General features: G+C 36.0%; 21 protein-coding genes, 1 other RNA gene and 1 other annotated feature. All 22 genes read right to left on the reverse strand.

Annotated elements, in window-relative coordinates; all coding sequences use genetic code 11:
- The coding region (locus KE503_RS03815; RefSeq protein ID WP_212384525.1) for a restriction endonuclease subunit S at positions 1–1,087 on the reverse strand (1,087 nt) is incomplete at its 3' end.
- Between the two features lie 251 nt (positions 1,088–1,338).
- Positions 1,339–2,307 carry a site-specific tyrosine recombinase/integron integrase gene (xerA, locus tag KE503_RS03820; RefSeq protein ID WP_212384526.1) on the reverse strand — a complete coding sequence of 323 codons (969 nt, stop codon included), beginning with the start codon at positions 2,305–2,307 and terminating at the stop codon, positions 1,339–1,341.
- A 51-nt stretch (positions 2,308–2,358) separates the two neighbouring features.
- Entirely contained in the window at positions 2,359–3,090 is a 732-nt protein-coding gene (locus tag KE503_RS03825; protein WP_212384527.1) for a Fic family protein, read from the reverse strand.
- 18 nt (positions 3,091–3,108) lie between these two features.
- The gene (locus KE503_RS03830; protein WP_212384528.1) at positions 3,109–4,245 is read right to left on the reverse strand and encodes a restriction endonuclease subunit S; all 1,137 of its coding nucleotides are present in this window, start codon (positions 4,243–4,245) and stop codon (positions 3,109–3,111) included.
- A 37-nt stretch (positions 4,246–4,282) separates the two neighbouring features.
- The gene (locus tag KE503_RS03835) at positions 4,283–5,749 is read right to left on the reverse strand and encodes a type I restriction-modification system subunit M (protein WP_212384529.1); all 1,467 of its coding nucleotides are present in this window, start codon (positions 5,747–5,749) and stop codon (positions 4,283–4,285) included.
- Positions 5,750–5,904: 155 nt separating this feature from the next.
- On the reverse strand, positions 5,905–6,804 hold the full coding sequence (locus KE503_RS03840) for a LysR family transcriptional regulator (protein WP_008393704.1): 900 nt from the start codon (positions 6,802–6,804) through the stop codon (positions 5,905–5,907).
- An 81-nt stretch (positions 6,805–6,885) separates the two neighbouring features.
- A complete protein-coding gene (locus KE503_RS03845) occupies positions 6,886–9,615 on the reverse strand; it encodes an FtsX-like permease family protein (protein ID WP_212384530.1) in 2,730 nt (909 codons plus the stop codon).
- Entirely contained in the window at positions 9,616–10,317 is a 702-nt protein-coding gene (locus tag KE503_RS03850) for an ABC transporter ATP-binding protein (RefSeq protein ID WP_008393698.1), read from the reverse strand.
- 427 nt (positions 10,318–10,744) lie between these two features.
- The gene (locus tag KE503_RS03855) at positions 10,745–11,518 is read right to left on the reverse strand and encodes an ABC transporter ATP-binding protein (RefSeq protein ID WP_055198254.1); all 774 of its coding nucleotides are present in this window, start codon (positions 11,516–11,518) and stop codon (positions 10,745–10,747) included.
- Positions 11,515–12,396: an ABC transporter permease gene (locus KE503_RS03860; protein WP_212384531.1), complete on the reverse strand. Its 882-nt coding sequence runs from the start codon at positions 12,394–12,396 to the stop codon at positions 11,515–11,517. Before KE503_RS03860 ends, KE503_RS03855 begins: the two co-directional genes overlap by 4 nt.
- A gap of 19 nt (positions 12,397–12,415) precedes the next feature.
- Positions 12,416–13,438, reverse strand: a complete 1,023-nt coding sequence (locus KE503_RS03865; RefSeq protein WP_055198256.1) for an ABC transporter substrate-binding protein — start codon at positions 13,436–13,438, stop codon at positions 12,416–12,418.
- Positions 13,439–13,509: 71 nt separating this feature from the next.
- Positions 13,510–13,748 (reverse strand) — a binding site (T-box leader).
- Between the two features lie 47 nt (positions 13,749–13,795).
- Positions 13,796–14,437, reverse strand: a complete 642-nt coding sequence (locus KE503_RS03870) for a cell wall hydrolase (protein WP_212384532.1) — start codon at positions 14,435–14,437, stop codon at positions 13,796–13,798.
- A 335-nt stretch (positions 14,438–14,772) separates the two neighbouring features.
- The gene (nagB, locus tag KE503_RS03875; RefSeq protein ID WP_212384533.1) at positions 14,773–15,501 is read right to left on the reverse strand and encodes a glucosamine-6-phosphate deaminase; all 729 of its coding nucleotides are present in this window, start codon (positions 15,499–15,501) and stop codon (positions 14,773–14,775) included.
- Complete coding sequence (locus tag KE503_RS03880) at positions 15,498–16,319, reverse strand: MurR/RpiR family transcriptional regulator (protein ID WP_022374943.1); 822 nt, start codon at positions 16,317–16,319, stop codon at positions 15,498–15,500. Before KE503_RS03880 ends, nagB begins: the two co-directional genes overlap by 4 nt.
- Before the next feature lie 18 nt (positions 16,320–16,337).
- Entirely contained in the window at positions 16,338–17,024 is a 687-nt protein-coding gene (locus KE503_RS03885) for an N-acetylmannosamine-6-phosphate 2-epimerase (RefSeq protein ID WP_055198325.1), read from the reverse strand.
- Between the two features lie 255 nt (positions 17,025–17,279).
- An RNA gene (rnpB, locus tag KE503_RS03890) (RNase P RNA component class A) lies at positions 17,280–17,627 on the reverse strand.
- A 22-nt stretch (positions 17,628–17,649) separates the two neighbouring features.
- Positions 17,650–19,305: a nucleoside kinase gene (locus tag KE503_RS03895; RefSeq protein WP_212384534.1), complete on the reverse strand. Its 1,656-nt coding sequence runs from the start codon at positions 19,303–19,305 to the stop codon at positions 17,650–17,652.
- A 41-nt stretch (positions 19,306–19,346) separates the two neighbouring features.
- The gene (locus KE503_RS03900) at positions 19,347–20,138 is read right to left on the reverse strand and encodes a Nif3-like dinuclear metal center hexameric protein (RefSeq protein WP_022374946.1); all 792 of its coding nucleotides are present in this window, start codon (positions 20,136–20,138) and stop codon (positions 19,347–19,349) included.
- Entirely contained in the window at positions 20,128–20,823 is a 696-nt protein-coding gene (locus KE503_RS03905; RefSeq protein WP_022374947.1) for a tRNA (adenine(22)-N(1))-methyltransferase, read from the reverse strand. The genes KE503_RS03900 and KE503_RS03905 overlap by 11 nt, the downstream gene beginning before the upstream one ends.
- 9 nt (positions 20,824–20,832) lie before the next feature.
- Positions 20,833–21,924 carry an RNA polymerase sigma factor RpoD gene (gene rpoD / locus KE503_RS03910; RefSeq protein ID WP_117944407.1) on the reverse strand — a complete coding sequence of 364 codons (1,092 nt, stop codon included), beginning with the start codon at positions 21,922–21,924 and terminating at the stop codon, positions 20,833–20,835.
- Between the two features lie 36 nt (positions 21,925–21,960).
- On the reverse strand, positions 21,961–23,736 hold the full coding sequence (dnaG, locus tag KE503_RS03915) for a DNA primase (RefSeq protein ID WP_212384535.1): 1,776 nt from the start codon (positions 23,734–23,736) through the stop codon (positions 21,961–21,963).
- A 63-nt stretch (positions 23,737–23,799) separates the two neighbouring features.
- On the reverse strand, positions 23,800–24,807 hold the full coding sequence (locus KE503_RS03920; RefSeq protein ID WP_022374950.1) for a deoxyguanosinetriphosphate triphosphohydrolase: 1,008 nt from the start codon (positions 24,805–24,807) through the stop codon (positions 23,800–23,802).
- Positions 24,808–24,809 lie beyond the last annotated feature (2 nt).

Below are 24,809 nucleotides of genomic sequence, written 5' to 3' on the forward strand. Positions count from 1 at the left end.
CAAACTTCGATTTATTGACTTGTTGAACGAAGGATGCGAATTTGTTTTGTAGGTTTATATCTGGTACATATATTTTTGTTTTTCTTATTTTAGATAATAATAAATTAGCCTGCGCTGATGCACTTTCTACCATATACATTTTTGTATTTACTCTATAACACCATTTTAGGAACACAGAATTCAATAATTCTTTTCTAACTTTTAATAGCGCAACGCTTTTTTGCAATAATGTGTGTATAGTTCTTTCATCAGTTGCTATTGCCGATTTTCCAATTGTAGCGCCTGTATTTACTATTAAAAAATCTCCTATTTCAACATTGCATCTTTTATAATCTTTTTCAAATTCATTAATATTTATCTCTGGTGCTGTATCATAATGTATCTTGTCATCATATATTTCTCTTGCTCCGACAAAATACCTCTTTGTTCCTTTTTCTTGTACACATCCACCATGTTTTCCATCTGTAATTTTCGAACAAAGTTCTTCCAATCTAGCCGTTTGAAAATTTTGTGTAGGATTATCTAATGTTCCAAACATCTCAACAAATCGGCTTTGCACCATGCCATCTAGTAACCTACTTTGGCACTTTCTTTGTTGTATTATTTTATCCACTTCCTTTAATTTATTAACTATTTTTCTCTGCTGTTCTATTTCTGGTAATTTTATTTCTATATTTTCAACTATTTTTTTTGAAATTTCTTTAAAAGTTGCTCCTCGTCCAAGTGAATTTAAATATTCCTTTTTACTTTTTAAATACCAATATAAATACTCATTACAAATTTCATCTGAACAAATCAAGTTCTTAAATCCTTGATTACAATACATTTCTTTTCCTGCAATTGCAACTTTTCCTATCGGTGCCCTTGACGATAATAAAACTGTTCCCTTTGGCAACAATGTTAATTTTTTCTTTTCTATTGCTAACTGAGTAATTTTTCTTTTAGTATCTGATATAATATAGTCATTATCATTAATTTCAGCAGGGGTAATCCAATTAAATTCTCCATTCCAATACTCTTCAACATTTGTTTTTGGAGTTCCTCCTGATACTACTTCACAAATCTGTCCAAGCTTTACTCTTCTCATCTATTCTATCCTTTACAACTTTGCTTATAAATATATTAATAATAAGTTTATTGACTACTTTATAAAACAATAAAATAGCCGCCCTGTAAAACGAACGACTATTCCGACTTAATAAATATCAAGCTAACCATCTACTGGTAGCAATTTATATTTGTAGTTTATCATCGCTTCGTTTATTTTTCAATATTTTATATTATTTAATATATTTTCGCAAATTCAAATTTTAAGGAATGAATCTTCAATTTATCTGGTTATGCCATATATTTCTGATGGGATGCCTTTACATTATTCTGATTTACCATTGCATATTGCATCGTTGTATCAATCTGTGAATGACCAAGAATTTTCTGCACTTGTTCAATCGGCATTCCTTTGTCAATGGCTCTCGTTGCCATTGTTCTTCGGAATTTATGCGGATGGATTCGTTCTAATCCGAGTTCTCTTCCTAATTGTCTTAAACGAATTTCTACTCCACTGATCTTTAAGCGATCATATGGTGCATCTAAAGTAACGAATAATGCTGGGTTCTTATCTTTCCTACTTTCTATATATTCAATTAAATGTACTTTTGCTTTCGCATCAAAATAAACTCTTCTTTCTTTATCTCCTTTTCCGTATACAACACATTCTCGTTCTTCAAAATTAATATCTCCTATATTCAAATTTACCAGTTCACCCACACGTATACCTGTCGAATATAACAGATCAATCATTGCAAGGTCACGAATCTGTGTGCAATGATCCCTTAATTGTTCGATTCCTTCATCTGTGATCACACTTTTTACCACTGTTTTTGTCTTAATCTTATGAATCCTTCTCATTGGACTTTTTAAAATGTAATCTTCTTCCTCCAACCATGTAAAAAAGCTCGATATATTCCGTCGTATATTATCAATTGTAACATTCGAGCAGTTATTCCTTTTTTGATAATCCGCAAGATATGACCTCATTTCATCTGTCGTTATCTTGCGGATTTCTTTTTCCGTTTGCGAAAGCATATGTTCTGCTGTTACCTTATAATATTGAATGGTGCGTTCCGAACATCCTTCTACTCTTTTTGCATCCAAGAACATTTCCAAAAATTCTTCATTTGATATCTGTTGTTTCTCTAGTTCATTTTCCGAAAATGTCCTTAGAATTACTTCCTGTAATTTTTTCATCTGTGGCACTGTTAAATACTCTGCCATCTCATTTAGTATTGTTACAATTTTCTCTTCCATGTTGATACACTCCTATATACCAACATCCTTCAACCATTTTTGTTCCTAAATCTATGAAATAAAATATTGACATTCCTGATAATATGTTTCAGCTTCTTTTTGCATTAATTCTAATAATTGATCCACTTTATGATGTTCTCTATATTCTTTTAGTCCTTCTAAATACTTACTGCGATCATCATCTAAGATAATAAATGGTTTTAACTCATCATATCTCAAGCTTTCCCGAAACAATATCATTCTTCCTGTTCGTCCATTTCCATCCTGAAATGGATGAATTGATTCATATCTTGCATGAAATTCAGCAAGTGCTTTCATACTTTTTTCTTGCTTATGATACCAATCCAAAAGTTGCCTCATCTCTGTTTCTACATCCTTTAGCAATGCTGTTTTATACATTCCGATCATATTGGGACGTTTCTTGTAATCCCCAATTGCATATCCATTTGCTCGGTCTTCAAAAACTCCTGATTTCAACTCATAATGCATGCGTTTTATTAGATTCTCTGTTAATTCTTCTTCCAACGTATCTAACATATGATTAAACATTAAGAAATGTCCATTCATTTCCTCTACATCTTTGGCTCGATAATAGTCATCGTTGACTGGTAATGTTCCATTGTCAAATAGTGATGCTGTTTGTTCTGGTGTCAATGTACTTCCTTCAATCTTATTTGAATTGTACGCCATTACTCTTTGCGTATAAGCATACACTCCTGTTCTGTCAAATCGTTTTCGTTCTATTTTAAAACGTTCAATTAACCATCGTTTAAATTCTGACATTTTAATATCGCCTCTTTTCTATCCAAAATACTCTTGCATTAATGAATCAAATAGTAATTGTGTTTTTTCTAATGATTTCTGAACTTCAAACTTCGATTTATTGACTTGTTGAACGAAGGATGCGAATTTGTTTTGTAGGTTTATATCTGGTACATATATTTTTGTTTTTCTTATTTTAGATAATAATAAATTAGCCTGCGCTGATGCACTTTCTACCATATACATTTTTGTATTTACTCTATAACACCATTTTAGGAACACAGAATTCAATAATTCTTTTCTAACTTTTAATAGCGCAACGCTTTTTTGCAATAATGTGTGTATAGTTCTTTCATCAGTTGCTATTGCCGATTTTCCAATTGTAGCGCCTGTATTTACTATTAAAAAATCTCCTATTTCAACATTGCATCTTTTATAATCTTTTTCAAATTCATTAATATTTATCTCTGGTGCTGTATCATAATGTATCTTGTCATCATATATTTCTCTTGCTCCGACAAAATACCTCTTTGTTCCTTTTTCTTGTACACATCCACCATGTTTTCCATCTGTAATTTTCGAACAAAGTTCTTCCAATCTAGCCGTTTGAAAATTTTGTGTAGGATTATCTAATGTTCCAAACATCTCAACAAATCGGCTTTGGATTAGATCATCCAATAATTTTAATTGCCTTTCTTTTTTTTCTATAACAGATGATATTTTATCCATATTTCTAGCTATTTCTATTTGCCTATTTATTTGTGGATAAGGAATTTCTATAGCATCAAAATCTTTTTTTACAATATGCTTCATAGTAGCCCCATGAGTTTTAGTTCCCATTTCTTTTAGCTTTTGTCTTACCGCATATACAAAAAAACTTTTATCTATTTCTCCTTTATCAAATACCACTCTAAATATATGTTGATTTAATAGTGCTTTTCCCTTATTCCAAACATAAACGCCTAAACTTGCAGACCATGAAATTAATATATCACCATTATTAATTTCTATTTTTTTAGGATATTCACCATTATAAAAACCTACATCTCTTGCGTTCCCTGTTAAGTCCTGTATTCTAACAATTGGTAACCCTACATTCCCTCTATCCTTTGGTTTAAATGCATATCCATTTACATATGTTGCAATTTCACCTAACCTAATTTTATTTGTCTCCATCTATCTCATTCCTTGCAAATTCAAATTTCTCTATCTACTATTCATCATTTTCTTCCAACATTTTCCTTAATTCCACCAGATTCTTATGAATCTCCACTTCTAATTCCTCAATATCTTTCAAAATTTCCTCTGTTGGTGGATACTCTACTGGAATATACTCGATCTCTTTATATTTATTGATAGAAAGATCATAATCATTTTCAACAATCTCTTCTTTCGACACAAAAAAAGACTGTTCTGTTCGTTTTCTTTCTTCTTCCTTTTCTAGATTCTGATATCTCTCAATAATATCAGGAATATCATTCTCTTCAATTTCCTGACGTTTATCGTCTAAAGTTCTTCCATCCGCTTTCATATCATAAAACCAGACTTTATCAGTTCCTCCTGCCCCTGTTTTTGTGAAGAGTAAGATAGCTGTGGATACTCCTGCATATGGTTTAAATACTCCAGATGGCATGGAAATCACTGCGTCTAGTTTATGATTTTCAATTAATTCTTTTCGAATCGCTTTATGTGCACGGCTGCTTCCGAATAATACTCCATCTGGTACAATAACTGCTGCTCTTCCTCCAATCTTCATGATACGAAGGAATAGCACAAGAAATAACAATTCTGTCTTCTTTGTTTTCGCAACTTTTAAAAGATCTGCGGATACTCCATCATAGTCTAAACTTCCTTTAAATGGTGGATTAGCAAGAATTAATGAATACTTTTCTTTGTCTGTATTCATCTCTGACAAACTGTCTTTGTATTCAATATTCGGATCATCTACCCCATGAAGCAACATATTCATTGCTCCGATTCGAAGCATCGTTCGGTCCATATCAAACCCATAGAACATCTCATGATTAAAATGTTCTCTTTGTTCTGCATTTAAGAATAAATCTTTGTGGTTTTTACGCAAATACTGCTGTGCTGCCATTAAGAACCCTGCTGATCCCATTGCCGGATCGCAGATAATATCAGATGGCACTGGTTTTACCAGTTCTACCATCATCTGAATGATATGTCTTGGTGTTCGGAATTGTCCATTCTTTCCTGCACTTTCCAGTTTAGACAACAGGTATTCATATAAATCCCCTTTACTGTCTCCTTCCAGATTCAATCCATCAATCCCATCAATTACTTTGGTAAGTAATGCTGGCGTTGGAATCTTAAAGATCGCATCTCCCATATATTTACTATAAGCAGATTCTCCATCTGGATGTAGATTTTTAATAAAAGGAAATACTCCATTCATCATCAGATCATAAATCTCATTCGCATCTCCCAGATTCTTAAATTTACTCCAACGATACTGCTGACAATCTGCTGGGAAAATTCCTTCGTATGGAATTCCTAAAATATTTGCATCTCTTTCCTTTCTTGTTTCTACTTCATCTAACTGCTTGATAAATAATAAATAGTTAAACTGTTCAATAACTTCCAGTGGATTTGTAATTCCACCTGTCCAGAAAATCTCCCATATCTTATCTACTTTGTTTTTTAATTCACCCGTAATCATCTTACTTCCTCTTCTTCGTTTTCATTTTTTATGTGAAAAGTATACCATAAAATCACAAAAGGCCACAACCTGTATCTCTAGCATGATAAGGTTATAACCTTTCTTTAAAGTTTAAATCTTATATAGAATTGTTTCAAAATTTCTGCTGCAATTTTCTACTGTGCATGTCTCTTTAATGCTTCCAGATAAATAGCCCCAAGCCTGCTAGGTTTCGTCTTCTTATGTGTCACATACCCAATATGCATCTCGCCTTCTTCTGCAAGCGGAACTGCGATAATATTCTCTCCATTTAATTCCTTATCGATCACACCGCTGCTGATCGTATATCCATTTAATCCGATCAGCAAGTTAAACAGAGTTGCCCTGTCTCTCACTCGAATATTCTTTGAACGCACTTCCGTACTGAACATCTCTTCAGAATAATAGAATGAATTATGTTCCCCCTGCTCAAATGACAGATACGGATAATCTTTGAGATCTTCCATTGTGACCTGATCTTTCTGTGCCAGTGGGTTCTTGTCACAGATAAAAATATGTGGTCTTGCAACAAATAGTTCTGTGAATTTGAGATCATTTGCTTTCATGATCTTCTCAAGGACCGATGCATTGAATTCATTGAGATATAAAATTCCGATCTCACTTTTCATTCTGGCTACATCATCGATGATCTCATAAGTCTGAGTTTCTCTCAGACTGAAATCGTAATTCTCGCTTCCATATTCTTTAATCAAGTCTACAAATGCATTGACTGCAAAAGAATAATGCTGTGTTGAAATGCAAAATTCCTGTTTCCCACCACTTTTATGTTTATATTTCTCTTCGATCAATGCCGCCTGCTCCAATACCTGTCTTGCATATCCAAGGAAGATCTCTCCTTCTCTAGATACATGAATTCCCTTGTTCGTGCGGTCGAAGATCGTGATCTGCATCTCTTTTTCCAGTTCTTTTAGAGCTTTGGTAAGACTTGGCTGTGATACAAAGAGTTCTTCTGCTGCCTTGCTGATCGTTCCGATCTCCGCAATCGTTACGACATATCTTAGCTGTTGTAATGTCATCGTTTCTTCCTTCTTTGGTCTTTTTGTATCATTATACAATAGTTTATTTTATATGGCAAAGACTGATTGTTTCTTTTAATCTTACTCACGATTCTTTAACGCATCAGAAAGTCCGACTTTGTAAATCTTTCGCACTAATAACTTGTTAATTACCAGGTATGTAATGATAATTTCTGCATAGATCAATGCATACATCTGCCATGTGAAACTTAAATTCATACCACAAGCTATATTGGAAACCATAACTGGATACATTGCATCCATTAATTTCTTGGATAACGGAACACTGATCAGTGCTCCAATTGCGATCATATAGAAATTCCCATCTAGATAAAGCTTTTTAATCTCTTTCTTCCGATACCCAAATACTTTCATCAACGCAATATTTTGTGCAGAACGATCAATCATTACCTTGATCATTAAATACATGACAATTGCAAAGATGATAACAGAAAGTCCAACGATCATTCCCATCATCGGAATCATCATATTGATAAATACATCTGAACTCTCCTCAATTGCTTTTTTACTTGTCGTTGCATATAGTTTTCCAGAGTCAATCGACAGTTTCTTCTTTGATACAACCATATTGTAATAATCTGATGATGTCTGAAAGAGATCTCTCATGCTGTCGATATCCATAAATGCATATAACCCAGAAGAATATTGTGTGATATCTGCTACCTGAAATGCGTAATCCATTTCATCTTCCTCATCAGACAGTATGATCGAGTCACCTTTTTTTAGATCATATTTCTGTGCCATTGCAGATGAAATAACAACTTTGTTCTTTGCTTTCGGAAGATCTTTATCCTGGCTGAAATATGGATTATCATTTTCTATACCAATCAGGGAAATTTCAAGATCATATCCCCATATTTCTTTATGCAACCCTTTTACGAAACATGCATCTCCACCTTTTGGTACTTTTTTATCCGGATATTTATATGTATACATATATTCAAATTTTGTGTCTTTCTTATTTTCTTTGCTGATATGATCACACATCACATAACAGTCCAGACCGATCATCATAACCAACAGTGCAATAAACATTCCAAACACTACTGTAAATCCGGCTCTTGCCTCACGCAGTGACTGCCTGATCCTGAATTTTGTAAGAAATGGCATATCGCCTAATCTGACTTTTGAAATATGATTCTTCTTTTGCTCATTTCTTATCATAGAAAGTGCTGGCCTTGACAGTTTCTTTCTTATAACAAAATAGTTTACGATCACTGCAACGAATGGTGGCATAATGATTCCATAAACCAATAGATAGATCAGAAGTTCTGGAGTCAACTCTGGTATAGAAAAATAATCATAACAATCCTGCATCTGTGTTGGAATTCCTATCGGACTATATCCAATGATCATTCCTGCTAATCCTGCCAGAAATGTTACGATCACCGGAACTGTCAAATAATATTTTAGAAGCTGCTTCTTTGTCACTCCAAGCGCATACAATGTTCCAATAATACTATTTTCTTTCTCAATTTCATGAATGACAAAAACAGATATTACATAGGTAAATAAGATCATAATGATGACACCTGCTACCATTCCAGCAAGTTTACTAATGACCTGATCACCTGCCGCTGCTCCAATTCTTATGTTGTCATCTGCCTTTAAAAACTGAGTCAGATTCGATGTTTCCATATCAAATGCTTTCATCAGTTCTTTTGTTCCTTCTTCCAATTGATCAGTTCCTTCTTTTAACTTACTACTTCCATCTGATGCTTTTTTAACACCATTTGTATAAGCCTTGATTCCATCTCTATATGTTTTTAAAGCATCTAACTGTTCTTTGGCAGATTCTAAAGATAATCTTGTAAGGCCATCACTTGATTTTGTGATCAAACCTTTTAAAATACTTGCATAATTATTCTCTGTCAGCGATGTTACTCCAAAAGATGCCAGCTGGCCTTCTGCCGTTTTTAAATACGCCTGAAAAATCTGATCCGCACCTTTTTGCAATGTTTCATTATTTTCGCTTAACTTATTTAATCCGTCTGACATCTGGGTACTTGCATCGGTCAGTTTTTTGATACCATCTTTGATATCATCTTTCTTTCCGGCAGTTTCTTCCCAATAATCTTTAAAATATGGGTCATCTACATCATCTGGATTAAATGTGATCTTTTTTAGTTTATTTTTTAGCTGCTTCTGAGTCATTGCACCATTTAAACGATACGCATAAATATATTCTTCGGATTGGATGCTGTTTTCGTTATTTTTTAGATTCTGATATACATCTTCCGTCACAAATGCCAGACCAAACTGCTTGCTGTCTACGGTACTATCTGATAACTTTTCATAACATGCATCGTAGTCTGGAACTGATCCGATTCCTGTTATTTTATAGAAGTTGCCGTCAATCGTGATCTTTGATCCTGTTTTTAAGTTGTGTTCTTGTGCATATCGTTTTTCTACAACCACTTCACTTTTGTTTTTTGCTAATCGACCTTCATCCAGATTAATTTTATTGACTTTTTTACGATTCTTAAAGATTCTTAACTTACTTCCATCTTTTTGTCTAAAATCAAGATAAAATGTCTCTTCTACTGTAAGCCCTTTCTTTGTAAAGTTTTCTTTTTGTTTTGTTGTTAATGGCACAAACACCTGAAACTGCCCATCTTCCAGCTTATGTTTCTTTGCCTGCTTTGTAGTTCCATCAACAATCGTATCCGCTGCACCTACCAGACTGATGACCAAATACATACTGATAATAATCAAAAAAGCAAGTGCAAAATAGCGAAATTTATTTTCTTTTAAATCTCTCCATGCTCTTTTTCTCAATACTTTTTCCATCTAAAGATCCTCCAGTGATTTTGCTGGTAATCTTGTTTCATTTTCGTAATCTTCACTGATCTGACCATCTTTGATGATAATAACCTTATGTACCATATTGCGGATTGCATTATTATGCGTTACGATCAGCATGGTTGTGCCATATTGCTGATTGATCTTCTCTAATAAGATCAAGATATCTTTGGATGTTTTCGAATCAAGAGCTCCTGTCGGTTCGTCGCAAAGAAGCAGCTTTGGATTCTTGATCAACGCCCTTGCAATTGCACATCGCTGCTGCTGTCCACCGGATAATTGTGCAGGAAATTTATCTTGATGTTCTGTTAGTCCGAGCGTATCTAGCAGTTCTTCCATATCCAATGGATCTTCCGTTAAAAATTGACAGATCTCTATATTTTCTTTGACTGTAAGATTTGGTACCAGATTATAAAACTGGAAGATAAACCCTAGATTAGCTCTGCGGTATTCGGAGAGCTCATCTGCATTTAATCCTGATATTTCATTGCCATCGACTTTGACTGAACCAGAATCCATAGTATCTAATCCGCCGATGCAGTTTAGCATTGTAGATTTTCCTGAACCACTGTTTCCTTGGATAACACACATCTGCCCTTGTTCGATGTTGGTTGTGATTCCTTTTAGTACTTGATTATAGCTTTCGCCTGATCCGAAGCTTTTTTTCATATCTTTTATTTCTAAATACATATATAGTTCCTTTCGCTTCTAGAAGTTAGTCTTCTCTAACGTATAGTTAGTATCATCTAACATCATTATAACAAAAGTCTACAGACTTCACAAGATTGTGATTTGAATGACGGAAATTATTGGTGGAATATTATAACGTCTAACATACACACCCTTCCGCTTGAAAATTCTTAATTTTATACGAGAATGTCTTCAGGTATTCATAAAAACATAAAAAAAGATAGAGGTACGAAATGATAGGATTCCATAGAATTTTTTGCAAAATCGCAGCCAACACGGGCACTGTTTGAACGCAGTGAGTTGTGCAGGAGTGTTGGCGGATCAGCGTTTTGCAAAAAATCCGTCAATGGAATTCGTTTTTCGTACCTCTATCTTTTTTTATGTTTTTATGAATACTCGATACATTTCCGTTATACAATTTAAAAATTTAATTTCCACACTCAATACTGATCTGATTAAACTGATCCAAAAGATCATCTACAACCAGCTTTGTTTTCTCTTCTCCAGCCTTATCAAGTACCGCATGTCCCTGATGCATCATAAGAATACGATTTCCATATTCTACCGCATAACGCAGATTATGTGTAACCATGATCGTTGTCAGTTTCTTTTCTTTAACAACTTTTCCTGTCAACTCCATGATCAGTTCTGCTGTCTTTGGATCAAGTGCAGCCGTATGTTCATCAAGAATTAAGATCTCGATTGGTGCCATTGTTGTCATAAGAAGTGCCATTGCCTGTCTCTGTCCACCAGAGAGAGAACCTACTTTGCTTCCCATCATATCTTCAAGTCCGAGTCCTAACTGGCTTAATAATTCTCTGTAATAATCAATTCTTTTCTTATTTGTCCCAAATCCAAGTCCGAATTTCTTTCCTTTATTGTCTGCAAGAGACATATTTTCAAGGATTGTCATGGATGGACAAGTTCCCATGGCTGGATTCTGATAAACACGTCCGATCTTTCTCTGTCTGATGTATTCTTTTTGATGAGAAATATCTTCTTCATTTAAAATAATATTTCCTGCTTCTGCTTGTAAGCTTCCACAGATCAGGTTTAACATCGATGTCTTTCCTGATCCATTACTTCCGATCACAGAAATGAAATCTCCGTCATCTACCGTCAGATTAAAGTCTTTAAACAGGCAGACTTCATTGACTGTTCCGATATTATAATATTTGTCGATATGTTTTAATTCAATCATGCCTTCACCTTCTTCTTACGGTCCATACTAATGATCAGAATGATCAGGAATAAGACTGCTGTAATAAGTTTTAAGTCTGTTGCTGGTAATCCTACTTCGATTGCGATTGCTACACATGCTTTGTAGATCACGGAACCGATGACAACTGCAGTTGTTGCTTTTAAAAGATTTCCTTTAAATACATTTGTTCCGATGATAACACTGGCAAGTCCGATCACGATCGTTCCAGTTCCCATAGAAATTTCGAAGAATCTCTGCTGCTGGCACATAACACTTCCAGCTAATGCAACTAATCCATTTGAAATTGCAAGCCCTACGATCTTTACAAATCCGCTGTCTTTTGCAAGGGATGTTACGATTGTTTCGTTGTCTCCAACTGCTCTTAAGAGATATCCTGATTTTGTCTTTAAATATAGGTCTAATAATACTTTTGCAATGATCATGATGATAAAAATGATGATCACTGTTTTATATGGGGCTAATACTTCTGGAAAGATTCCATTGATGAAGTCATTATCAAATACGGAGTTGTAGTTAAATAATGGAACATTTGCGCTTCCACCTACAATTCTTAAATTTAATGTGTAAAGACCTGTCATAACAATGATCCCAGATAATAGGTCTCTGACTTTAAATTTTACATGAATGATTCCTGTGACCATTCCTGCAATTGCTCCGGCTGCGGTTGCTGCAATAAGTGCCAGTAATGGGTTCTTTCCTGAGGAGAGCATGACGGTTGTCACTGCTGCTCCTAATGGGAAAGTACTGTCTACGGACAGATCCGGAAAGTCTAATATTTTGTATGTGATATATACGCCAAGCGCCATGATCGCATAGATAAATCCCTGCTCAAATACGCCTATGATCAATTGTTCCATAATGTTTTACATCTCCTGATTATTTTTCTGGTGTGCTGATCTTGTCAAATGTCTGTTTTGCCTGTTTTTTAACATCTTTGCTGATTGTCATGTTGATTTTTTTCGCTGCTGCTGTATTGATGATGACATCTCCGTTGTTAAATGTTTCGAATTTCATATCTTTCGCTTTTTCTTCACCTTTTAAGACTTTAGCTGCCATCTTACCTGTCTGTTCTCCTAATTTCACGAAGTCGATTCCGACACAAGCAACGCATCCTAATTTTACCTGTTCTACTTCAGATCCGAACACTGGGATATTTAATTTATTTGCTTTCTGAATATATGTTTGCATATTGCTGACTACTAAGTTATCAGTTAAGTTTGTGATGCAATCAACCTTCTTAAGTAAGCTGTCTGCTGCCATTGGCATATCTGCGGAAGCTGTGATTCCCTGTGTGATGATCTTGAATCCGTATTTGTCAGCTACTTTTTCATAAGCTTCTATTCCCGCTTTGGAATTTGCTTCATTTGTGCTGTAGAAGATTCCGACGTTTTTTGCTTTTGGCATCATCTGACGGATCAGTTTTAACTGTTTATCTGCAAGTACAAGATCGGAAGTTCCTGTGATATTTCCAACGTTCTTTCCATCTTTATCTACAAATCCTGCTTTTTTTGGTGATGTAACAGCTGTATAGATGACTGGTGTATCTGTATCTTTTGCTGCGTTATATGCACTTTGTGCACTTGGTGTTGCGATCGCACAGATCATATCTAATTTCTTGGATGCATAATTTGATGCGATCTGATTATCTGTAGCTGTATCTGCCTGTGAGTTTTTATATGTAATCTTTAAGTTCTTTCCTTCTTTGATACCTTCGGATTCTAAACCTTTTAAAAATCCTTTGCGACAGTTATCTAATGATCCGTGTTCAGCAAACTGGATGATTCCTAAGTTGTATGTCTTAGATGCGCTGTCATCTTTCTTACTTCCGCATCCAACCATCAAGGACATTGCCATGACTGCTGTTAATCCTGCTGCTAATACTTTCTTCATTGTTCTCATAATTCATTCTCCTTTTGAATTCAAGCTGTACGTTTCTTCAATAGAAAAAAAGAAAAGCCCCAAGCAAATATGCTTGAGGCGAATTATCCGCGGTACCACTCAAATTGACACTAGCTGTGTCCACTTAAATCATATACTATCATATATGCCCACTCTGGTAACGGGTCGGGTGCCCGGCGATTCCTACTTATTACTTTCAAAATCACCCTCGAAAGTCCATTCACCAGGGAAATCATACTGCAATCTCACCACCTGCAGCTCTCTTTGAATCATTCTGATCCTGCTTACTACTCTTTCTCAACGGTTTCTTTTCTATTTGTCTAAAATCATAATACTTTTATGGTTTGTTGTCAAGCACTATTTGTAAAAAGAATGTCCTTGGTAAGTAAACAATCTGGTCAGTGCCTCATCAAACCATGAAACATTTTTGGGATTTGCCATCGTTTTTTCTACGAAATATAAGGCTCCTTCGGAATAGTCGATTCCATCTTCTAATGCTTTTTTTACACTTCTTTTTGTACTCTTTGTGATATGAACCGATTCATATCTTCCATCAGCTGTCGGTGAAAACTGGACTTTCCCATAAACTCTTTGAAACACAACGGCTTCGATCGAGTTTGGAAATTCTTTGCTCCTTACACGATTTAGAATTACATTTGCTACGAGTATCTTGCTTTTTTCATCTTTATCGGTTGCTTCTGCTTCTACGATCCTCTCAAGGATCGATCGTTCTCTTTGTGTGACTACATGTTTTGTTTTTGGAATATAGACGGGTTTGTCTTTGATCTGCTGCTCTAGGTTCACTTTCGTCATAAGCTGTGCCTGCATCAGATACGCCCGTTGTTCTTCCAAAAGTCTTGTCTGCACCACTTGTTCTACTTTGGCATTGGTTTTGGCTGGTAATCGTAAGAATTCTCCTGCGAATACATTTTGTCCAAAGCCACAAATGCCGATGGAACATAAGATGGCTGCGATTTCTATTTTCTTCTTCAATGTCACATACGCTCCTTTAAGAAAGAGTATATGCAGTTATTTTTTGATTATTCATGAATTTTCATATCTACAACCTTTCCACTACCACTTTACATCTTTTCTTGCAAAATGCAATTCCATATGCAAGGATATCATTCCGCCCTTCATTGCGGAGTTTTTCGCCGTAACGGCGGTCGTGAATCTGGTTCATTGCTTCATTTTAAGCACCTCACATTTCTGCCAATTAACAGTCAATATAAAATAAACATTTATATAAAAAGCAAAAACACCACTTCCCTGATAAATCAATTATATCAGAAAAATGGTGTTTTCATCTACTTACTAAAACTTATTCCATCCAATTATTTCATTAATGACATAGCAGCTTCATCAGCTACGATTGTTACGTCTGAATGTAATCTTAAGATTGTTCCTGGTACTTTTGGAGAGATTGGTCCGCAGATTGTGTCTTTTAATGCCTGTGCTTTGTCTTCTCCGCTGACTACAACTAAGATTTTCTTCGCACGCATGATTGTTCCGATTCCCATGCTGTATGCCTGTTTTGGTACATCATCTGCTGATTCGAAGAATCGTTTGTTGGCTTCAATTGTGCTTTCTTTTAAATCCACACAGTGTGTTGGCTCTACAAAGCTGTCTCCTGGTTCGTTAAATCCGATATGTCCATTTCTTCCTAATCCAAGAAGCTGAAGATCAACTGTTCCTAAAGACTGTACTAATGCTTCATAACGTGCCGCTTCTTCTTCGCTGTCTAAGTTTGTTCCATCTGGTAAATGTGTATTTTCTGGTTTGATATTTACTTTGTCAAACAGATTGTCATGCATGAAGTAGTAGTAGCTCTGTTTGTTTTCTTTTGGTAATCCTTTATATTCATCTAAGTTTACTGTTGTAACTTCAGAAAAATCTAATTCTCCTGCTTCATATTTTTTTACTAATTCTTCGTATGTTCCGATTGGTGAAGATCCTGTTGCAAGTCCTAACATGCAATCTGGTTTTAATGTTACGACAGATGCAATAATGTTTGCTGCCTGTTTGCTCATGTCTTCATAAGTTTTTGTTTCGATAATTCTCATTTTCTTTCTCCTTTTAATGCTCGCACAGTATCATCGTGCATAGTTTCTTTTTTCTTTTTATCGTGTTCTAAGTAGTAGGAATATATCAGGTCTAACATGATCAGTATTGGAAACTGAGGTGAGATAACATTTCCATGATCTAAGTATTTTCTTGATGCAATCAAGACTAACTCATCACAGATATTTTCATAATCATCTCTATTCTTTCCTGTGATCAAAATGGTGTCGGCTCCTCTTTTTTTTGATTCTTCGAGTAAATAAAATACATCTTCACTTTCTCCACTGATACTGATTCCAATCACAAGACAGCCTTCTTTTTGGAATACTGCCTGCATTCTCATCAAATCTGGATCTTGAATGGAATTGATATCTACTCCAATCCTCATAAATCTTAAGCGCATTTCTCTTGCAGCAAGGCCGGAACTTCCTTTTCCGCAGACAAATACTCTCCTTGCCTGTCCTAATTTCTCACAGATCCTTAGGATCTGTGCTTCGTCCATCAGGCTGTATGTCTTATTTAACAGTTCCTGGTAAGTGTTTAGAACCTGCCTTGTGTGTCCCGTGAGTTCTTTATTTTTCTCCTCAAATGTTTCCTCATATTGATAAATGAACTCACGGTATCCCCGATATCCGCATTTCTTTGCGAATCTCGATAAGGATGCTTCTGACACAAATAATCTTTTGGCAATCTCTTTGGCCGAAAAATCAACTTTCTTCTGATTCTTCATAAAGAAATCTGCAATTGTTCTTTCCAGTGCTGTAAAATTTTCATAATTGGATTCAATGATCGGTATCACTGATTTTACATAATAGTCCATCGTATTGATCCTTTTTATCTATTTGATCGCATCTGCAAATGTCTTTGTGATCAGCTGTGGTCTTGTAATTGCTGATCCTACAACTGCACAGTATGCTCCTAACTCTAACACTCTCTTTAATTTCTCTGGTGTGTTGATATTTCCTTCTGCAATGACTGGATGTTTTACTTTGGAAAGGATGGTTCTTAAGATTTCAAAATCATTTTCATCAATCTTAAGATTTTTACTTTGTTTCGTATATCCAACCATGGTTGTTCCAATAAAATCAAATCCTAATTCATCCGCATGTAGTGCTTCTTCAATGGTTGAGCAGTCTGCCATTAACAGCTGGTCTGGATATTTTTCTTTGATCTGATGGAAAAATTTATCTAATGTCTGTCCGTTTGGACGACTGGAAATCGTTGCATCTAATGCGATGATCTCTGGTTTTGCTTCCATTAGTTCATCGACCTCTTTGATCGTTGGTGTAATATAAATCTCACAGTCATCGTAATTTCTCTTGATGATCCCGATCACTGGAAGATCTACCTGTGTTTTGATCTCTTTGATATCTTCTGGTGTATTTGCACGGATTCCTGATGCTCCGCCCTGTTTTGCAGCAAGTGCCATTCTTCCCATAATGAAAGAAGAGTGCAGGGGTTCATCTGGCAATGCCTGACATGATACGATCAGTTTTCCTTTTAAATTCTCAATTCTTGGATTCATTTTAATTCCTTCCTTACGTGCTTTCGCTTTCGATACTTTTAGTATATCCATTTTAAAATTAATTTCAAGTTCTATTGATAATTTTGAAAGTTCTTTCATAGCTAGCTTAAAAACTTCCTTTTTTTACTGTTTTTCTTGTTATTTCTGCAATTTCTTTCAAGAATTTCTCCATTTTCTGAAAGAAATGAATTCTTCTATAAACTAAAAAAGAAGCTGCAAGATTCCTCTCACAACTTCTCTGATATTTCTCTTATAACGCTTAGCCAGACGATAAGCCGGGTTATGTCGTTGAATGGTCATCTATCTCGACTTACTGTTACCAGCAAGCTCCAGCGACCCACCTGAAAACAGATCGGGCCGATCTATCGTTTTCATCTCGGTCTTGCTTCGGATGAGGTTTACATATGCCCTGCCTGTTACCAGCCAGGCGGTAAGCTCTTACCTTACCATTTCACCCTTACCACTTATGTGGCGGTATATTTCTGTTGCACTAGCTTGAGGGTTGCCCCTACCGGACGTTATCCGGCATCCTGCCCTGTGAAGCCCGGACTTTCCTCACCGTTTCCCTTTCGTCTGAAACGGCGCGACCATTTGTCCGACTAAGCGCCAATTATTATATCACATCTTACACGTCAAAGCAACTACCACCGATAAATTCTCTTAAAAGAGACGTCTTTGGAATTGCTTCGCTTGGAATATTTAAGAAATATTCTAAAAATTTTAATAGTCTTTTTGCTTCCTGATACTCAGGACAATCTTTTGGAACTGCAAAAAGCAAAGGTTCCGCATATTGTTTCAGTACCGCGATCTCATAGACTTGTGCAGAATTAAACATAACATCTGCTTCTTCCTGATATGGGAAGATATTGTCTTCTTCTCCCTTTCTTACGGAATCCCATCTGGAGATGGTCTCTCTGGCATCATTTCCTCTTGTCATCGCGTCTCTTACGATTCTTCGCAATAATCTTCCATCGGAACTTGGTATTCTGTTATGTTCATCCAAATTGATCTGATTTAATGCACTGACATAGATTCTGTATTTTGCATCTTCTGGAATCTCGTTTGTGAGAGTTCCATTTAATCCATGAATTCCTTCCATAACGAGAACATCTTTTTGTCCAATCTTTAATTTGTGTCCATGATACTCTCTTTTTCCAGTAACAAAATTGTAACTTGGAACATCTACTTCTTCGCCATTTAACAGCTGATTGATATGTTTTGTCAGAAGATCTACATCTAATGATGCAATTGTTTCAAAGTTATAATTTCCATTTTCATCTCTTGGTGAAAGTTCTCTGTCTAAGAAATAATCATCCATAGAAACTGGATGCGGTGTTAAACCTGCAATCTCTAACTGAATAGACAGTCTGTGTGAAAATGTTGTTTTTCCTGAGGATGAAGGCCCTGCGATCAAAATGATCCGTTTGTTCTTGCTTACAATCTCATCTGAGATATCTGCAAGAAGCTTCTCCTGTAAACCTTCCTGTAATAAGATCAGGTGGTTAATATTGCCATATGTGATCTCGTCATTTAAAGCTCCAACAGTATCGACTCCCATTGTCTTTGTCCACTCTCTGGATCGCTGCATCACATGGAAGAGCTTTGGCTGCGGAGTAAACGGCACAATTTCTTCTGTCTGCTTCCGCTTTGGAATCTGAAGCACAACACCATGCTGATATACTGAAACTAAAAATGTAGGAATGTACCCTGTTGATGGTGCCATATATCCGTAAAAATAATTATCATATCCATCCATAGAATAAATATTTGTCTTTGATTCTCTGCGGAATTTAAACAATTCTCTCTTGCCTTTAAGTCCAACACTGTCAAAATATCTTGATGCCTGATCGGTATCTAATGATCTTTTTGTAATCGGTAAATCTGACTCGTACAACTGCTCCATACGTTTTTGAATAGAATGTGCAAATTTATCATCTACTATCCGCTCCATGGAAGAGAAATCACAAAAGATACTGTTTCCAATAGAATAATCAATTGCTATCTTCGTGCTTTCACCTTTTCCAAGAAGATCTTCACATGCCTTTAAAAATATAAAAGTCGCCGTACGTTTATACGCCATATATCCTGCTTGTTCTTTCAATGTAACAAATCGTACATGACAGTCTTTTTTGATCTCTGTAAATAACTCTGTTAGTTTCCCATCCATGTAAGCGAGAAGGATCACTGGTTCCTCTTTTTTTTGCAGCTGTTTCGCAAGCTGTTCAAGTGTTGTTCCTTCTTCTACTTCATAAATAGACTGACCTGCTGTAACTTTGATCATATACCATCACTTCTTTCTTTTTCATCAATAAACAAATTTATTTAAAAAACTTTATATGGACTTCCTGCTTTATATGTGATCACTTCCAGATTTTCTGTCTGATCACAAAGGAATTGTTTCATATCATCAATAAATACATGTTCTAATCCATAATGTCCTGCATCGATCACGCACATTCCCATATCTATAGCATCAAGACCTTCATGATGTCCGATATCTCCAGTTAAAAATACATCAGCACCTGTCTGCTTAGCTGTGCTTATCATACTTCTTCCTGATCCTGGAACGATCGCGATCTTTGAAATCTTCGTATTTGAATCACCAAATACCATAACACTTTCTAATGAAAATGCTTCTTTGACTTTCTTTGCGTACTCTCCAACAGTCACATCTCCTTCGATGTATGCTGTGATACCGATTCCTTTTCCCTGTGCCTTTTCATTACCAGATGCACTATCTTCTACAGGTCCACATAGATTATTAAGTCCCAGACGTTCTACCATACGGTCTCCCATTCTGCATACATCATAACAAGTATGCATTCCATAAGCACAGATTCCATGACTGATCAGCTTCAAAAGTTTATTCTGAAGAAAATCATCACTGGTACATCTGCTGATCTTTGAAAAGATCACGGGATGGTGTGCAAGGATAAAATCTACCTGCTCTTTGATCGCATATTCTACCACTTCATTTGTAATATCCAGAACAACTAAAACTTTTTTAATCTCTTTTTCTTTATCTCCAACAAGAAATCCTGGATTATCCCAGCTTTCTGCTGTCTCTAATGGTACTTCCATCTCTAAAAGGTCGATCAGTTTTCTACAATTCATAATAACAAAGTGCCTCCATGATATCTCCAAGTAAATCCTCTACTTCAGCTTTGCGTCTTTTAATATGTTCCTTTGAATCATCTGTAAGACTTTCTTTGATCTTTGAATATTTTATATATTCCTGATCCAGATACTCAAGAAGTACTGGATGTTTTGCAAGAATTAATTCTTCTCCAAAACGATAAAAACATTCTTTATTATAATGCTGTTTTCCATGAACTGCGCGGATCACAACATAATATTTTCCATCTTCTTTTAAAAACTCTTCCTCTAAGATGCGAAATCCATGATCATTTAAGAAATGGCGGACTCTTTCTAAATGAGACTGTGGGGATAAGATCAGTTCTTTGACATTTGCTAACTTATCAAAATCCTGTTCTAAAATCCTTACAACTAAGTCTCCTCCCATTCCTGCGATCACAACGGAATCCACTTCATCTTGCGGTAATTCATGCAATCCATCAGAAAGAATGCAGGAAATGGTTTCTCCTGCATTCTCTTCTTCAATATGTGCTTTTGCACGGCTTAATGGTTCTTTATTTACATCCATCGCATAGGCTCTCGGGCAGTTTCCATTCTTTGTTAAATAGATTGGTATGTATCCATGATCTGTCCCGATGTCTGCCACAACATATCCTTCTGTGACAAATGATGCGATCGTCTCTAATCTGTTTGATAATTCCATAATCATACCTTAATCTAAATAATCTTTTAATTTTCTGCTGCGACTTGGATGTCTTAACTTGCGCAGTGCTTTTGCTTCAATCTGACGAATACGTTCTCTTGTAACGTTAAATTCTTTTCCGACTTCTTCAAGTGTTCTTGCTCTGCTGTCATCTAATCCAAAACGTAATCTTAAAACTTTCTGTTCTCTCTCTGTTAATGTTCCTAGTACCTCGTCTAACTGTTCTTTTAACAGTGTAAATGCTGCTGCATCCGCTGGTACTGGTACATTCTCATCCTGAATAAAATCTCCAAGATGACTGTCTTCTTCTTCACCAATTGGTGTCTCTAGTGATACTGGTTCCTGAGAAATCTTTAAAATCTCACGAACTCTTTCCACTGGGATATCCATCTCTGCTGCAATTTCTTCTGGAGATGGTTCTCTTCCAAGCTCCTGAAGAAGCTGTCTGGATACACGGATCAATTTATTGATCGTTTCTACCATATGCACTGGAATACGGATTGTTCTTGCCTGATCGGCAATTGCTCTTGTGATTGCCTGACGAATCCACCATGTCGCATAAGTACTAAATTTATATCCTTTACGATAATCAAATTTCTCCACTGCTTTGATCAGACCTAAATTACCTTCCTGGATCAAGTCAAGGAAAAGCATTCCTCGTCCTACATAACGTTTTGCAATACTTACTACCAGACGAAGGTTTGCCTCAGCAAGTTTCTTCTTGGCTGCTTCATCCCCTTCTTCCATTCTCTTTGCAAGTTTGATCTCTTCATCTGCACTAAGAAGTGGTACTTTACCAATCTCTTTTAAGTACATACGAACTGGATCTTCAATGCTGACACCATCAGGAACGGCAATCTCTGTCTCATCCTCTATTGTATCATCGAGATCATCATCATCGTCTGCAACTGCGGCAAGAGTAAGTACATCGATTCCATTCTGTTCCAAATAATCATAAATTGCTTCCATCATATCAGAAGTCAATTTCATATCTTTGAAATATGAATCAATCTGTGCATACTCCAAAAAGTTTTTATTCTTTTTTCCTAATTCCACCAGACCTGCAAGTTTCTCGGTGAACTGTTCCATTGTACCTTCCATAATTCGTCCCTTTCTTCTCTTCCTATTTTAACCAACCTATAATGAAATATGCAATTTTGCAAGGTTTGCTTTCTCCCTGATCAAATCCTGCCATTTCAAAATATCATTTGTTGCGTTCATCTGTTGTTCAATGCTGTCTTCTTTTACTCTTCGCACAATATCATTCAACGCTTTATCACGATCTTCCGGTGATGGACTGATCTTTAGTGTTGTATTAAATAATTCTGCAATCTTTTTCTGATCTTCTAGATCTGTATATTGATTTAATATCTTTCCTGGTATTACTGCCCCTTCTTCTGCATATTGTTTAAAAAGCAGTAATGCCGCTCCATGATATATCTGTTCATAAAAATCATCTGGACCGATGATCCCATCCAGTTTTTCAAATAACTGTGGTTCATTTACCATCCATGTAAGAAGAAGTTTCTGCGGCTGTTTCCTCTTTTCCTCTTTTGCTTCACTCTGCTGCAGCCTTCTCTCTGGCTGTCTTGGCGTATTTTGCTGTCTCTGTGCTGTTGCATAACCGGAAGTTCCATAATAATTAACAAGTTCTTCCAAATCTTTTGCATCAATATAATATTCCCTTGATACAGCATCAATATAATTCTTACGTTCCAGACGTTCTTCAATTGTTGAAAGTAATTTTGCTGCTTCATGCTGAAATTTTGTCTTCTCCTCTGGATCGTTCTGATCATATCTTCCTGCAGCTACCTGTATCTGAAACATAAAACTGCTTGTTGCATGACTGATTCTTTCTTCCAAAGCTTCTCTTCCTAACCCTTTGATGAATTCATCTGGATCTTTGTATGGTTTGAGATTTAATACACGAACTGTCAGTCCAGCTTCCTTAAGAATCGGAATTGCACGCAAAATAGCTCTTTGTCCTGCTTCATCGCTGTCAAAAGAAAGTATGACATTCTCTGTATAACGCTTAAGTAACGTTCCATGTCCACTAGTAAATGCAGTTCCAAGCGCAGCTACTGCATTTGTAAATCCCGCCTGATGCATAGATATAACATCCATGTATCCTTCACATAAAATAATCTCTTTCTTCCTTGAGCTTCTTGCAAAATTCAATCCATAAAGATTACGACTTTTATCAAATAATGTGGTTTCTTTTGAATTTAAATATTTGGGCGAACCATCTCCCATAACTCTGCCTCCAAAACCAATCACACGATTATTGACATCCATGATTGGAAACATAACTCTGTTCCAGAACTTATCACTTCCGCCTCGTCGCTCATCGATCGTTACGAGTGCAGAATCTTTCAATTCTTCATCACTGTATCCTTTGCTTTTTAGAAAACGATACAGATCATCATTGTAAATATCTGCATATCCAAGTCCAAATCTCTTGATCGTCTCATCTGTGATCCCACGATTTTTCAAATACGCAAGTCCTTTCTGCCCTCGTTTGCTGTGAAGCAGATAATAGAAATAATTGGCAGAAAGTTTGTTCATCTCTCGAAGTCTGGCTTTCGCATCCATTGTTCGTTTAGCTTCTTCATTCAATTCTTCTTCTGGAAGCTCCATTCCAGCTCGTTCTGCCAGATATTTTAACGCTTCCGGAAAAGAAAAGTTCTCATATTCCATTAAAAAAGTAAAAACATTACCACCGGCACCACAGCCAAAACAGTAATACATCTGTTTATCCCGACTCACAGAAAAAGAGGGCGATTTTTCATTGTGAAATGGGCACAATCCGAAATAAGAACTTCCTTTTTTCTTTAGCGGTACGTACGTGGAGATGAGATCTACAATATCATTCCGGCTTCGCACCTCTTCTATGATTTCTTCTCCGTAAATCAATGCTTGTCCCTCCTTAAAAAATCCCTCTATAATATATTATTCTGCATCTTTTTTAATTTTCCTTTATTTTTGCATAAAAAATTTAGGAATAAAAATCTCTGTATATTGCTCAATCGCAAAATGATCTGTCATCCCTGCAATATAGTCACAAACCGCCTGTTCTTTATCTTCTTCTGAATTGATCATCTTCTGATTATACACTGGAAGTTCCTCTATATGATAAAGATAATGCTCATATAATGGTTCAATAATGTTCTTTATCTTTTCTTCCTCTTTCTTTGTATTTGGCTCCTCATAAACTCTCTGGAACATAAAACTTCGAAGACCTGTCATTGCATCCCTTATCTTCTGAGACATAACAATATCATTGATACCACTACTATGTTTTACAATATCAAGCACCATCGTATTAATTCTCTCACGATAGGTCGTTCCAAGCACATTTGTATATTCCTTTGGAAGATCTTCTTCCTTTAAAACTTTGGCACGTACAGAGTCATCAATATCATGATTGATATATGCAATTTTATCTGCCAGACGGACAATTTTACCTTCCAGAGTATGCGGCATGCTTTTCATTGAATGATTTTTCATACCGTCTAATACCTCCCATGTAAGATTCAACCCATCACCATTCTTCTCAAGATACTGAGCAACTCTCACACTTTGCTGATTATGTTTAAATCCTTTGGGATTCATCTCATTTAATACACGTTCTCCTGCATGACCAAATGGCGTGTGTCCAAGATCATGTCCAAGTGCAATTGCTTCTGTTAATGTCTCATTAAGATTCAAAGCTCTCGCGATCGTTCTGGCATTCTGTGACACTTCAAGTGTATGCATAAGTCTCGTTCTATAATGATCTCCTACTGGAGATAAAAACACCTGTGTTTTATCTTTTAAACGACGAAAAGCTTTACAATGCAAGATTCGATCCCTGTCTCTTTGGAAACAGGTACGTATCTCACATTCTTCTTCCGGCTTTCTTCTTCCTTTTGTATCAATACTTCGTGTTGCATATGGGCTTAACAGACTTAATTCCGTCTGTTCCTGTTTTTCTCTGATATTCATAA

Source organism: Anaerostipes sp. Marseille-Q3525, assembly GCF_018223505.1.
Taxonomy (GTDB): Bacteria; Bacillota; Clostridia; order Lachnospirales; family Lachnospiraceae; genus Anaerostipes; species Anaerostipes amylophilus.

What these genes read in the sequence shown, in the direction of transcription:
- KE503_RS03865 (WP_055198256.1), bottom strand. Translation starts at nt 13,438, where the DNA reads ATGAGAACAATGAAGAAAGTATTAGCAGCAGGATTAACAGCAGTCATG.
- KE503_RS03850 (WP_008393698.1), bottom strand. Translation starts at nt 10,317, where the DNA reads ATGTATTTAGAAATAAAAGATATGAAAAAAAGCTTCGGATCAGGCGAA.
- KE503_RS03855 (WP_055198254.1), bottom strand. Translation starts at nt 11,518, where the DNA reads ATGATTGAATTAAAACATATCGACAAATATTATAATATCGGAACAGTC.
- rpoD (WP_117944407.1), bottom strand. Translation starts at nt 21,924, where the DNA reads ATGGAAGGTACAATGGAACAGTTCACCGAGAAACTTGCAGGTCTGGTG.
- KE503_RS03860 (WP_212384531.1), bottom strand. Translation starts at nt 12,396, where the DNA reads ATGGAACAATTGATCATAGGCGTATTTGAGCAGGGATTTATCTATGCG.
- KE503_RS03880 (WP_022374943.1), bottom strand. Translation starts at nt 16,319, where the DNA reads ATGGACTATTATGTAAAATCAGTGATACCGATCATTGAATCCAATTAT.
- KE503_RS03920 (WP_022374950.1), bottom strand. Translation starts at nt 24,807, where the DNA reads ATGAATATCAGAGAAAAACAGGAACAGACGGAATTAAGTCTGTTAAGC.
- KE503_RS03895 (WP_212384534.1), bottom strand. Translation starts at nt 19,305, where the DNA reads ATGATCAAAGTTACAGCAGGTCAGTCTATTTATGAAGTAGAAGAAGGA.
- KE503_RS03830 (WP_212384528.1), bottom strand. Translation starts at nt 4,245, where the DNA reads ATGGAGACAAATAAAATTAGGTTAGGTGAAATTGCAACATATGTAAAT.
- KE503_RS03905 (WP_022374947.1), bottom strand. Translation starts at nt 20,823, where the DNA reads ATGGAATTATCAAACAGATTAGAGACGATCGCATCATTTGTCACAGAA.
- nagB (WP_212384533.1), bottom strand. Translation starts at nt 15,501, where the DNA reads ATGAGAATTATCGAAACAAAAACTTATGAAGACATGAGCAAACAGGCA.
- KE503_RS03885 (WP_055198325.1), bottom strand. Translation starts at nt 17,024, where the DNA reads ATGAATCCAAGAATTGAGAATTTAAAAGGAAAACTGATCGTATCATGT.
- xerA (WP_212384526.1), bottom strand. Translation starts at nt 2,307, where the DNA reads ATGGAAGAGAAAATTGTAACAATACTAAATGAGATGGCAGAGTATTTA.
- KE503_RS03825 (WP_212384527.1), bottom strand. Translation starts at nt 3,090, where the DNA reads ATGTCAGAATTTAAACGATGGTTAATTGAACGTTTTAAAATAGAACGA.
- KE503_RS03845 (WP_212384530.1), bottom strand. Translation starts at nt 9,615, where the DNA reads ATGGAAAAAGTATTGAGAAAAAGAGCATGGAGAGATTTAAAAGAAAAT.
- KE503_RS03835 (WP_212384529.1), bottom strand. Translation starts at nt 5,749, where the DNA reads ATGATTACGGGTGAATTAAAAAACAAAGTAGATAAGATATGGGAGATT.
- KE503_RS03900 (WP_022374946.1), bottom strand. Translation starts at nt 20,138, where the DNA reads ATGAATTGTAGAAAACTGATCGACCTTTTAGAGATGGAAGTACCATTA.
- KE503_RS03840 (WP_008393704.1), bottom strand. Translation starts at nt 6,804, where the DNA reads ATGACATTACAACAGCTAAGATATGTCGTAACGATTGCGGAGATCGGA.